The sequence below is a fragment of the Jatrophihabitans sp. genome (assembly GCA_036399055.1).
GTDB lineage: Bacteria > Actinomycetota > Actinomycetes > Mycobacteriales > Jatrophihabitantaceae > Jatrophihabitans_A.
Window position 1 is genome coordinate 1 of record DASWNX010000045.1, and the last position, 10,891, is coordinate 10,891.

Below are 10,891 nucleotides of genomic sequence, written 5' to 3' on the forward strand. Positions count from 1 at the left end.
TGGCCACAGCCAGTGCCAGCTCGGGTGTCAGGTCGGCGTTCGCGCGACCGCGAACCCCGTCCGTGCCGAAATACCGGGCCACGAACGGTGGCTGATTAACGCTTGGAGTACTGAGGAGCCTTACGGGCCTTCTTCAGGCCGTACTTCTTGCGCTCCTTGATGCGGGAGTCCCGGGTCAGGAAGCCGGCCTTCTTCAGCGCCGGGCGGTCATCTGGCTCCAGGCCGATCAGGGCCCGGGAGATGGCCAGCCGCAGCGCGCCGGCCTGGCCGGTGATGCCGCCGCCGACCAGGGTGGCGGTGATGTCGTACTGGTCGTTCTTCTCCAGGGTCACCAGCGGCTCCTTGATGAGCTGCTGGTGCACCTTGTTGGGGAAGTAGTCGTCCATAGTGCGACCGTTGAGCTTGAAGACGCCGGTGCCCGGAACGAGCCGGACTCGGACGACGGCCTCTTTACGACGGCCTACGACGGGAACTGGGGTAGTCAACGCGAATTCTCCTATTTGCCTGATCCGCGCTACTGCGCGACCTGCGTGATCGTGAATTCCTTCGGCATCTGCGCGGCGTGCGGATGGGTAGGTCCGCTGTAGACCTTGAGCTTCTTCAGCTGCGCGCGCCCGAGGGTGTTCTTGGGCAGCATGCCCTTGACCGCGAGCTCGACCAGGCGCTCGGGCTTGGTCTCGAGCAGCTCGCCGACGGTCCGCTTGGACAGCCCGCCCGGGTAACCGGAGTGCCGGTAACGGAACTCGCCGAGCTTCTGCGGGGCGACCGCCACCTTCTCGGCGTTGACGATGATGACGAAGTCACCGGTGTCCACATGCAGGGCGAACTGCGGCTTGTGCTTGCCACGCAGCAGCTTGGCGGCCTGGCTGGCCAGCCGGCCCAGGACGATGTCGCTGGCGTCGATGACATGCCAGGACCGGACCACGTCACCGGGCTTGGGGGTGTAAGTAGGCAAGGCGTACTCTCTCTCGTCGGTCTTCACGACTGCTCAGCCAGCGGGCTGGAGTCGCTTCCGCGGTCCCACCGAGGAATCTCGGCGGTCGACCCCGGAACATGGCCGTCCACACGCGGCGCAGGGCGACGCGTGCCAAGGGAGGACGATACCCGTTGGCCGGTGGCGCCTCCAAATCGGCGCGAACCTCTCGGCGGTGGCCGTGGCCGGCGCCCTCAGCGGGGCCGGGCCACCCGGGCGGCGTCGAAGACCGGCTCGGTGGACTCGGCCACCACGCCGTCGGCGCCGAAGATCAGGTACCGGTCAAAGCTGCGGGCGAACCACCGGTCGTGAGTCACCGCGATCACCGTTCCCTCGAAGGTCTCCAGCGCGTCCTCCAGCGCCTCGGCCGAGAGCACGTCGAGGTTGTCGGTCGGCTCGTCGAGCAGCAGCAGGGTGGCCCCGGACAGCTCCAGTAACAGGATCTGGAACCTGGCCTGCTGGCCCCCGGAGAGCGTGCCGAAGCTCTGGTCGCCCTGGGAGTTCAGCTCGTACCGGCGCAGCGCGGCCATCGCCCGGCCCCGGTCGACGCCGGAACGACCCGGCTCGCCGTGCCAGAGCAGGTCCACCAGGGTCCGGTCGGCCCACTCGGGATGGGCGTGGGTCTGGGCGAACAGGCCCGGCTCCACCCGGGCGCCGAGGCGCCAGTCACCGGCATGCGCCACCTGCTCGCCGCCCAGCAGCCGCAGGAAGTGGGACTTGCCCGCGCCGTTGGAGCCCAGCACCGCCAGCCGCTCGCCGTAGAAGACCTCGATGTCGAAGGGCTTCATCAGGCCGGACAACTCCAACTGCTCGCAGATCACGGCGCGCTTGCCGGTCCGGCCGCCCCGCAGCCGCATGGTGACGTTCTGATCCTCGGGCTTGTCCGGTGGTGGGCCGGCGGCTTCGAAGCGCTCGAGACGTCCGACCGTCACCCGGTACTTCTGTGCCATCGCCTCGGAGAACTTCGCCTGCTGCTGCAGCGTGCGCACCAGCTCCTTCAGCCGCGCGTGCTCCTCCTCCCAACGCCGTCGAAGCTCGGCCATCCGCTCGTGGCGATGCAGCCGCGCCTGGTGGTAGGTCGCCCAGCCGCCGCCGTGCACCCAGCTGGTGCCGCCTTCGATGGTGACCACCCGGTCGGCGACGTTGGCCAGCAGCTCCCGGTCGTGGCTAACGAACAGCACCGTCTTGGACGTCGAGTTCAGCCGCTCCTCCAGCCACTGCTTGCCGGGCACGTCGAGGTAGTTGTCCGGCTCGTCGAGCAGCAGCACCTCGGCCGGCCCGCGCAGCAGCGCCTCCAGCGCCAGCCGCTTCTGCTCGCCGCCGGACAGGGTGGCGATCTCGCGGTACTTGCAGTTCTCGAACGGGATGCCGATCGCGGCCACCGTCACGGTGTCCCACAGCACCTGGGCGTCGTAGCCGCCGGCGTCGCCCCAGTTGGTCAGAGCGTGGGCATAGCGCAGCTGGGTCTTCTCGTCGTCGGCGCTCATCATCGCCAGCTCCGCGGCGTTGAGGTCGGCCCAGGCCTGCCCGATCGCAGGCGCGGCCAGGCCGACCAGGAACTCCTCCACCGTGGTGCTGTCGCGAACCGAGCCGATGAACTGCCGCATCACGCCCAGGCCGCCCGAGCGGGCCACCGCCCCGCTCTGCGGCGCCAGGTCACCGGCGATCAACCGCAGCAGCGTCGTCTTGCCGGCGCCGTTGGCGCCGACCAGGGCGGCCTTGGCGCCCTCGCCGATCCGGAAACTGACGTCTGAGAGCAGTATCCGGCCGTCGGAGAGCTGGTGCCGAATCGATTGCACGTCTAGATAACCCACGGGGCAAGTCTGCATCACGGCGCAATCGCCTAACGCTGGGCACAATCAACCACCATGACCACCCCGCTGGACGCGCTTGCCGCCGAACTGCCTTCCGACGCCCTGGTCACCGACCCGGTGCTGATCCAGAACTACCGCTATGACTGGGCCAGGGACCCCGGCGCGGGCACCCCGCTGGCGGTGGTGCGCCCACGCAGCACCGCCGAGGTGCAGGTCGCGATGCGCTGGGCGAGCCGGCATCGGATCGCGGTGGTGCCCAGGGGCGCGGGCAGCGGGCTGTCGGGCGGCTCGTCGGCGGTGGCCGGGGGCATCGTGATCAGCCTGGACCGGATGCGCGCGGTGCGGGTGGACCCCGACTACCGGGTGGCGATCGTGGAGCCGGGGGCGCTGAACGCCGAAGTCAAGGCGGCCGCCCGCGAGCACGGCCTGTGGTACCCGCCTGATCCCTCCTCGTTCGAGATCTGCTCGATCGGCGGGAACATCGCCACCAACGCCGGCGGGCTGTGCTGCGTCAAGTACGGCGTGACCACCGACTACGTCCTGGGCCTGGATGTGGTGCTGGCCGACGGCGCCGCCATCAGCCTCGGCGGCGCCCGGCTCAAGGACGTGGCCGGGCTGTCGCTGATCAAGCTGTTCGTCGGCAGTGAGGGCACCTTGGGCGTGATCACCCGGGCGATCCTGCGACTGGTGCCCGCCCAGCAGCCGCCGAGCACCCTGGTGGCCCTGTTCCCCAGCGTGCCGGCGGCCGCCGAGGCGGTGGTGCAGATCAGCCGGCGGGCGCGGCCGGCGATGCTGGAGTTGATGGACCAGGCCTCGATCAACGCCGTCGAGGACCACCTGTCGATGGGCTTGGACCGGACGGCAGGCGCCCTGCTGGTGGCGCAGTCCGACGCGGGCGCCGGCGCCGAGGCCGAGATCGCGGTCATCGCCGAGGCCTGCGAGGCCTGCGGCGCTGACGAGGTGTTCAGCACAGCCGACCCGGCAGAGGGCGAGGCCTTCGCGATGGCCCGGCGAGCGGCGTTCCCGGCGATCGAGCGGCGCGGCTCGCTGATGCTCGAAGACGTCGGAGTCGCGGTGCCACGGCTGCCCGAGCTGCTGGCCGGCATCGCCGAGATCGCCCGCCGCAACGACATCGAGATCCCCACCGTGGCGCACGCCGGCGACGGCAACACCCATCCGATCATCGTCTACGACGCCGCCGACCCGGCCTCGACCGCCCGGGCCGCCACCGCCTTCACCGAGATCATGGCGCTGGCCATCTCCCTGGACGGGACGATCACCGGCGAGCACGGCGTCGGCCGGCTGAAGAAGGCGCAGCTGCCCGACCAGTTGGGTCCGGACGTGATGGCGTTGACGCACCGGATCAAGGACGCCCTGGACCCGCTCGGCATCCTCAATCCCGGAGCTGTGTTGTAGTGCCCACCTGGCGGTTGCGGTGACCACTTGGCGGTTGTAGTGCCCACCTGGCGATGACGTCAACCGGGACTGGTTAGTCTCTCGCCGTATGACAGCGGCTGGATGGGTGTGGGTGGCCGTCGCCGTCGTGCTGGCGGTCCTGGACTGGACGGCAGTGGCTGTCGGTTCCCGGCTGCTAGAGCGCTGCGCGAAACCGGCCGTGCTGCTGGCCCTGCTGGCCGCGGCGCTGACCGCCGAGCCCCGGCATCCCGGGGTGCACGGCTGGCTGGTGCTGGCGCTGTGCCTGGGGCTGATCGGCGATGTCGCGCTGTCCTTCGCCGAGCCCGGGCAACCGGTCGGACAACGGCTCGGACAACCGGTCGGGCAGCGGGCCGGAGCGGCTACGACGCTGGAACCGGTGGGCTCCGGGCAGCAGCAGCAGCCGTCGTCGCGGGCTTCGGCCGAGCAGGCCCCGCCTGGGCAGGCCCCGCCCGAGCAGGCCCCGCCCGAGCCGACGACGGGCCAGCCGACGACGGGCCAGCCGACGACGGGCGGCCCTCATCGGGCTGCACCGCCGGTCACGTCAGACCGGGCTGACGCTCACCAGCCGCCGAGCGTGTTGTTCACCGTCGGGCTGGCCAGTTTCCTGCTCGGGCACCTTTGCTACGCCGCGGCCATGCTCAAGCACGGCACCGAGCAGCTGAGCCTGGGCTTCGGCCTGGCGCTGGTGCTGCTCGCGCTGCTCGCCTTCGGCCATCAGGTGCTGGCCGGCGCGCAGAGTCAGGGCGGCGCCCCACTCATGATCGCCGTCGCGGCCTACATCACCGCCCTCGGCTCGACGGTGGTGCTCGGCATCGGCACCAGCTCGCTGTGGGTGGCCTACGGCATCGTCGCCTTCGCGGCCTCGGACCTGGTGCTGGCCACCGACCGGTTCGTGGCGCGGCGCGGGTGGGCGCCGCTCACGGTCGCGATCAGCTACCACCTCGCCCAGTCGCTGTTGCTGCTCGGCCTGGTCGGCTGAGGACGCGCCGTAAGCTGCGCTGGTGCCTCGTCGACCGACCCGAACCCTTCCCACCGTCCTGTTGCCGAGCCCGTTCGGAGCCGAACAGGACTGGCCTCAGTGGCTGGCCGGCGAGCTGAGCAGCGCCGGACGCGAGGTCCGCCAGGCAGTCTGGCCAGAGCCCGAGGCAGCGGACCTCGCCGGTTGCCTGGCGGCGCTGCGCCAGTGCATGGCCGGGCTTGCCGACGACGGCTTCGACGTGCTGGCGCATTCGGCGTCCTGCCTGCTGTGGCTGCACCATGCTGTCGAAAGCGCCACTGCCGAAGGCGCCGCCGGCCGTTCGCCACGGCCATCCCGGGTGGCCCTGGTGGCGCCGCCGGCTCCGGACCAGCCGCTGCCGGCCTGGGACTTCCTGCGGCCGGCGCCGCTGGCGGTGGACGCGTTGCGCCGTGCCGCCGACGGCACGGTGCTGGTCGGCGGGGACAACGATCGGCACTGCCCGGGTGGGGTGGCCCAGGTGTACGGCGCGCCGCTGAAGATGGCGGCCACTGTCATCGCCGGCGCCGGCTCGCTCACGGCCGCGGACGGCTACGGGCCCTGGCCTGCGGCGCTGGATTGGTGCGGGCGGGACAACCTGGCCTTCTTGGCCTAGCGGGGGCACTCCCACCCGGCCGGCGCTGGCACAGCTAGCTGAGGCTGCGGACCGCCCGGGTCTGAGCGGCTCGCGCGGCCAGCTCTGCCTCGGACGGGTAGTCGACCGCGAGCAGGGTGAGCCCGCGTGCCGGCGCCACCCTGACCTCCTCGCTGCGACGGCCCAGGGTCAGTAACCGGTGCGGCCACTCGGCGTCCTTGCTGCCGTCGCCGACCGCGGCCAGCGCACCGACCAGCGAGCGGACCATCGAATGGCAGAAGGCATCGGCCTGCACCTCGATCTCGACCAGCTCACCGCTGCGCGCCACCACCAGCTCCTGCAGGCTGCGCACCGTGCTGGCGCCCAGTCGGCGGCGGCAGAAGGCCGCGTAATCGTTGAGCCCGAGCAACCGCTGGCCGGCCCGGTGCATGGCCACGGCGTCCAGGGTGTGCTTCCAGCCGGCGGTGTCTACTCGATCCAGTGCGGGCACGCCGTAGTCGGCGTCGCAGATCCGGTAGCGGTAGCGGCGCCAGAGCGCGCCGAACCGGGCATCGAAGTGAGCCGGGGCCACCGTCACCGCGTGCACCCGGACGTCTGGCGGCAGCAACCCGGCGAGCCGGCGGACGATCCGGCTCCGTTCCTGCTCCCAGCGGACCGGGTCGACATCGCAATGGCAGACCTGCCCGCTGGCGTGCACTCCCGCGTCGGTGCGCCCGGCGACCACCACCGGCACCCGAGGCATCCGGAACAGGGTGCTCAGCGCGGTTTCCAGAACCGTCTGGACCGTCCGCCGCCCAGGCTGCGTGGCCCAACCTGCGAAGTCGGTGCCGTCATAGCCCAGATCCAGCCGCAACCGGACGAGCCCGCCTCCCCCGGCGGGGGAAACGGGCTCGGCCGGCTGACTCATGCTGTGCGCTGAAGAAAGGCGGGGCGCCTTACTTGCCCTCGTCCTCGGCTGGCTCAACCTCGGCCGGCTCAACCTCGGCGGCGTCCTCAGCCGGCGCCGCGGCGCCGCTCTCATCGACCACGGCCTCAGCCGCGGGCGTCTCTTCGGTCGCGTCGTCGACGACGGTCTCGGCCGCGGCGTCTTCGGAGGCCTGCTTGGCAGCCGAGGCGTCACCGGCCACTCTGGCAGCGGTCGGCGACTCGGCGGCGGCGTCCTCGGCGATCTCGGCGGTACGGCCGGTCGGCGCCTTGGACGGAGCGACCTTGGTGCCACGGGAACGCTCGGCCTCGCGGACGACCCGGGCCGCCGCGCTGAGCTCCTCGACCAGCTCGATGACCGCCATCGGGGCGTTGTCGCCCTTACGGGGGTTCACCTTGATGATCCGGGTGTAGCCGCCGGGCCGCTCGGAGAACTTCGGACCGATCTCGGCGAACAGCTTGTGCACCACGTCCTTGTTCCGGATGACCTTGAGAACCTGACGCCGATCGTGCAGCTCACCGTGCTTGGCGAACGTGATCAGCTTCTCGGCCAGCGGGCGCAGCCGCTTGGCCTTGGCCTCAGTGGTGGTGATCCGGTCGTGCTCGAACAATGCGGTCGCGAGGTTCGCGAGCAGCAGCCGCTCGTGTGCCGGACCGCCGCCGAGGCGAGGGCCCTTGGTGGGCGTGGGCATGACTTGCTCCTAGAGGAAAGGTTTCTCGGGCGCCGGGGACCGCCGCGGGCAGCGGAGCCGGTGACTTCTCAACGTGACGGTTAGAGCTCTTCGGTCTCGGCGTAGTCGGTGTCGTCGCCGAACTCCTCGCCGCCGTAGGAGTCGACCACCGCGTTCAGGTCGAATCCGGGCGGGCTGTCCTTCAGGGCCAGGCCGAGGCCGTGCAGCTTGACCTTCACCTCGTCGATGGACTTGGAGCCGAAGTTGCGGATGTCGAGCAGGTCGGCTTCGCTGCGGCCGACCAGTTCCCCGACGGTGTGGATGCCCTCGCGCTTGAGGCAGTTGTAGGACCGGACGGTGAGGTCCAGCTCTTCGATCGGCATCGAGAAGGCGGCGATGTCGGCGACCTCGGTCGGCGAGGGGCCGACGTCGATGCCTTCGGCCTCTTCGTTGAGCTCGCGCATCAGGCCGAACAGCTCGACCAGGGTGTGGCCGGCGCTGGCGACCGCGTCGCGCGGGCTGATCGAGGACTTGGTCTCGACGTCGACGACCAACCGGTCGAAGTCGGTGCGCTGCTCGACACGGGTGGCCTCGACGGCGTAGGTCACCTTCAGCACCGGAGAGTAGATCGAGTCGACCGGAATCCGGCCGATCTCCTGGCCGGGCTGCTTGTTCTGCACCGAGGTGACGTAGCCACGGCCCCGCTCGACGACCAGCTCGATCTCGAGCCGGCCCTTCTTGTTGATCGTGGCGATCTTCAGGTCGGGGTTGTGCACCTCGACCCCGGCCGGCGGGGCGATGTCGGCCGCGGTGACCTCGCCGGGGCCCTGCTTGCGCAGGTACATCACGACCGGCTCGTCGGAGTCGGAGGAGACGACGAGCTCCTTGAGGTTCAGGATCAGGTCGGTGACGTCCTCCTTCACGCCTTCGACGGTGGTGAACTCGTGCAGCACGCCGTCGATCCGGATGCTGGTCACCGCCGCCCCGGGGATGGAGGACAGCAGGGTGCGCCGCAGCGAGTTACCCAGCGTGTAGCCGAAGCCGGGCTCGAGCGGTTCGATGACGAACTTGGAACGGTTGTCGGCGATGACCTCTTCGGTCAGCGCCGGGCGCTGTGAAATCAGCAAGGTGGTGCTCCTTCGCACACTCTTGAGCGACCGCTATATGACGCTCGGGTGAGGTATTCAGTTGTCGTCAGACGGCTTGCTTGGCACGGAGGAACCGGCCAGGGCGCCTCATCACGAGCGGGGCGCCCTGCCCGGTCAGCCGCTTACTTCGAGTAGAGCTCGACGATCAGCTGCTCGGCGATCGGGATGTCGATCTGCGCGCGCTCAGGCAGCTGGTGCACCAGGATGCGCAGCTTGGAGGGCACGACCTGCAGCCAGGCCGGCACCGGGCGCTCGCCCAGGGTCTCCCGGACGATCAGGAACGGCGTGGTCTCCAGCGACTTCGGGCGGACATCGATGATGTCCAGCGGCGAGACGCGGTAGCTGGGGATGTCGACCTTGTGGCCGTTGACCACGAAGTGGCCGTGGTTCACCAGCTGGCGAGCCGCGCGGCGGGTCCGGGCGAAGCCGGCCCGGTACACGACGTTGTCCAGCCGGGACTCCAGGATCTGGAGCAGGTTGTCACCGGTCTTGCCGTTGCGGCGGGTGGCTTCCTGGTAGTAGTTGCGGAACTGCTTCTCCAGCACCCCGTAGGAGTACTTGGCCTTCTGCTTCTCCTGCAGCTGCAGCAGGTACTCGCTCTGCTTGATGCGCGCGCGGCCGTGCTGGCCGGGCGGGAACGGGCGACGCTCGAAAGCGGCGTCGCCGCCGACGAGGTCGACGTTGAGGCGACGCGAGATGCGGGTCGCGGGTCCGGTGTAACGAGCCATTTCAGTTCTCCCTTACGTGATTCTCGTCAGACCCGGCGGCGCTTGGGCGGACGGCAGCCGTTGTGCGGCTGAGGAGTGACGTCAGAAATGGTGCCGACCTCGAGCCCGGTGGCCTGCAGCGAGCGGATCGCGGTCTCACGGCCTGATCCCGGTCCCTTGACGAACACGTCGACCTTCTTGACGCCGTGCTCCTGCGCCTTGCGGGCGGCGTTCTCGGCCGCCATCTGCGCGGCGAACGGAGTCGACTTGCGGGAGCCCTTGAAGCCCACGTGGCCGGCCGAGGCCCAGCTGATCACGTTGCCCTGGGGGTCGGTGATCGAGACGATCGTGTTGTTGAACGTGCTCTTGATGTGAGCGTGGCCGTGCGCGACGTTCTTCTTCTCTTTGCGACGGACCTTCTTCACGCCGCCTGCGGCGCGGGTCTTGGGAGGCATCTGCCTTTAGCTCCTGAGGGGGTTGTTCGGAACGAAGTGTGAACTGCGTGGACGCTCGGCGAAGCCGAGGACCCGGGGACGACTACTTCTTGGCCTTCTTCTTGCCGGCCATCGTCTTCTTCGGGCCCTTGCGGGTACGCGCGTTGGTCTTGGTGCGCTGGCCGTGCACAGGCAGCCCACGGCGGTGCCGCAGACCCTGGTAGCAGCCGATCTCGATCTTGCGGCGGATGTCGGCGGCCACCTCGCGGCGCAGGTCGCCTTCGACCTTGTAGTTGCCCTCGAGGTGGTTGCGCAGCTTGACCAGGTCCTCGTCGCTCAGGTCCCGCGCCCGCAGGTCCGGGCTGATGCCGGTCGCTTCGAGGGTTTCCTTCGCACGGGTCGGTCCGACGCCGTAGATGTAGGTGAGCGCGATGACCATTCGCTTTTCGCGAGGCAGGTCAACGCCGGCAAGACGTGCCATTCGGGGCGTTCTCCTTCGTTCCTTCGGAGGTCTTGTGCGCATCCGTCCGCTACTGCCCACTCGAAGCTGATGTCAGCCTCGATGTAGCGGCCCCGGCCTCCGACCGGGGGTGGCCCCGCTCCGCACCGGACTCAGCCGGGTGGAACGGGGAGGACTGCGCGTGCTGGGGTGGTGCTGGGTAGAGCTTGTGGTGCTACCGCTAGCCCTGGCGCTGCTTGTGGCGCAGGTTCTCGCAGATGACCATGACCCGACCGTGGCGACGGATGACCTTGCACTTGTCGCAGATCGGCTTGACGCTCGGGTTGACCTTCACGGCGCTGCCCTTCCTTACTTGTAGCGGTAGACGATGCGGCCCCGGGTGAGGTCGTACGGCGAGAGCTCGACGACGACCCTGTCCTCGGGGAGGATCCGGATGTAGTGCTGCCGCATCTTCCCGCTGATGTGAGCGAGGACCTTGTGCCCGTTGCTGAGCTCGACCCGGAACATCGCGTTCGGGAGAGCCTCCACGACGCTGCCCTCGATCTCGATGACGCCGTCCTTCTTCGCCATGTCCTCCGCTCATCTCCTCGCTGACGTCTGACTCGTGGCACGCCCACCACGCCGCTGGGCTCACCGGCAGGGTGGTCGGACCGTGGCGCCCAGGATGACCGGGGGCACCGGTGGAACACGTGTGACAGCCGTCCTGCCGCGCCGAACCAGCCGCGGGGCACGAT

The 10,891-nt window shown here is 69.7% G+C and carries 14 protein-coding genes; 3 read left to right on the forward strand and 11 right to left on the reverse strand.

From position 1 onward, the window contains the following. Positions 1–95: 95 nt before the first annotated feature. The 3 genes from rpsI to VGB75_19870 form a co-directional block, all read right to left on the reverse strand. A complete protein-coding gene (gene rpsI / locus VGB75_19860) occupies positions 96–485 on the reverse strand; it encodes a 30S ribosomal protein S9 (protein ID HEY0169305.1) in 390 nt (129 codons plus the stop codon). Between the two features lie 29 nt (positions 486–514). After that, on the reverse strand, positions 515–955 hold the full coding sequence (gene rplM / locus VGB75_19865; protein ID HEY0169306.1) for a 50S ribosomal protein L13: 441 nt from the start codon (positions 953–955) through the stop codon (positions 515–517). Positions 956–1,167: 212 nt separating this feature from the next. Beyond that, positions 1,168–2,787, reverse strand: coding sequence for an ATP-binding cassette domain-containing protein (locus tag VGB75_19870; protein HEY0169307.1), 1,620 nt, complete (start codon positions 2,785–2,787; stop codon positions 1,168–1,170). Positions 2,788–2,841: 54 nt separating this feature from the next. Between VGB75_19870 and VGB75_19875 the strand changes: the two genes are divergently transcribed. From VGB75_19875 to VGB75_19885, 3 genes are all read left to right on the forward strand, one after another. After that, positions 2,842–4,203: an FAD-linked oxidase C-terminal domain-containing protein gene (locus VGB75_19875; GenBank protein ID HEY0169308.1), complete on the forward strand. Its 1,362-nt coding sequence runs from the start codon at positions 2,842–2,844 to the stop codon at positions 4,201–4,203. Between the two features lie 88 nt (positions 4,204–4,291). After that, positions 4,292–5,203, forward strand: a complete 912-nt coding sequence (locus tag VGB75_19880) for a lysoplasmalogenase (GenBank protein ID HEY0169309.1) — start codon at positions 4,292–4,294, stop codon at positions 5,201–5,203. A 22-nt stretch (positions 5,204–5,225) separates the two neighbouring features. Continuing rightward, positions 5,226–5,834, forward strand: coding sequence for an alpha/beta hydrolase (locus VGB75_19885; protein HEY0169310.1), 609 nt, complete (start codon positions 5,226–5,228; stop codon positions 5,832–5,834). A 34-nt stretch (positions 5,835–5,868) separates the two neighbouring features. Here the strand turns inward: VGB75_19885 and truA are convergent, their stop codons facing one another. The 8 genes from truA to infA all read right to left on the reverse strand — a co-directional run bounded on the left by truA (position 5,869) and on the right by infA (position 10,727). Beyond that, positions 5,869–6,720 (reverse strand): tRNA pseudouridine(38-40) synthase TruA, encoded by an 852-nt coding sequence (gene truA / locus VGB75_19890; protein HEY0169311.1) that lies wholly within the window; start codon positions 6,718–6,720, stop codon positions 5,869–5,871. 28 nt (positions 6,721–6,748) lie between these two features. Continuing rightward, positions 6,749–7,429, reverse strand: a complete 681-nt coding sequence (gene rplQ / locus VGB75_19895) for a 50S ribosomal protein L17 (GenBank protein ID HEY0169312.1) — start codon at positions 7,427–7,429, stop codon at positions 6,749–6,751. Between the two features lie 80 nt (positions 7,430–7,509). Continuing rightward, positions 7,510–8,535, reverse strand: coding sequence for a DNA-directed RNA polymerase subunit alpha (locus VGB75_19900; protein ID HEY0169313.1), 1,026 nt, complete (start codon positions 8,533–8,535; stop codon positions 7,510–7,512). Positions 8,536–8,678: 143 nt separating this feature from the next. Beyond that, positions 8,679–9,284: a 30S ribosomal protein S4 gene (rpsD, locus tag VGB75_19905; GenBank protein ID HEY0169314.1), complete on the reverse strand. Its 606-nt coding sequence runs from the start codon at positions 9,282–9,284 to the stop codon at positions 8,679–8,681. 26 nt (positions 9,285–9,310) lie between these two features. Continuing rightward, positions 9,311–9,718, reverse strand: a complete 408-nt coding sequence (gene rpsK, locus VGB75_19910) for a 30S ribosomal protein S11 (GenBank protein ID HEY0169315.1) — start codon at positions 9,716–9,718, stop codon at positions 9,311–9,313. A gap of 82 nt (positions 9,719–9,800) precedes the next feature. Further along, positions 9,801–10,178 carry a 30S ribosomal protein S13 gene (gene rpsM, locus VGB75_19915; protein ID HEY0169316.1) on the reverse strand — a complete coding sequence of 126 codons (378 nt, stop codon included), beginning with the start codon at positions 10,176–10,178 and terminating at the stop codon, positions 9,801–9,803. Between the two features lie 199 nt (positions 10,179–10,377). After that, positions 10,378–10,491, reverse strand: a complete 114-nt coding sequence (rpmJ, locus tag VGB75_19920) for a 50S ribosomal protein L36 (GenBank protein ID HEY0169317.1) — start codon at positions 10,489–10,491, stop codon at positions 10,378–10,380. 14 nt (positions 10,492–10,505) lie between these two features. Beyond that, positions 10,506–10,727, reverse strand: a complete 222-nt coding sequence (infA, locus tag VGB75_19925; protein ID HEY0169318.1) for a translation initiation factor IF-1 — start codon at positions 10,725–10,727, stop codon at positions 10,506–10,508. Between the last annotated feature and the right edge of the window lie 164 nt (positions 10,728–10,891).

Bases quoted from the DNA above. Each gene is read 5' to 3' on its own strand.
- VGB75_19875 (HEY0169308.1), top strand. From the start codon at position 2,842: ATGACCACCCCGCTGGACGCGCTTGCCGCCGAACTGCCTTCCGACGCC.
- VGB75_19880 (HEY0169309.1), top strand. From the start codon at position 4,292: ATGACAGCGGCTGGATGGGTGTGGGTGGCCGTCGCCGTCGTGCTGGCG.
- truA (HEY0169311.1), bottom strand. From the start codon at position 6,720: ATGAGTCAGCCGGCCGAGCCCGTTTCCCCCGCCGGGGGAGGCGGGCTC.
- rplQ (HEY0169312.1), bottom strand. From the start codon at position 7,429: ATGCCCACGCCCACCAAGGGCCCTCGCCTCGGCGGCGGTCCGGCACAC.
- rpsD (HEY0169314.1), bottom strand. From the start codon at position 9,284: ATGGCTCGTTACACCGGACCCGCGACCCGCATCTCGCGTCGCCTCAAC.
- rpsK (HEY0169315.1), bottom strand. From the start codon at position 9,718: ATGCCTCCCAAGACCCGCGCCGCAGGCGGCGTGAAGAAGGTCCGTCGC.
- rpsM (HEY0169316.1), bottom strand. From the start codon at position 10,178: ATGGCACGTCTTGCCGGCGTTGACCTGCCTCGCGAAAAGCGAATGGTC.
- infA (HEY0169318.1), bottom strand. From the start codon at position 10,727: ATGGCGAAGAAGGACGGCGTCATCGAGATCGAGGGCAGCGTCGTGGAG.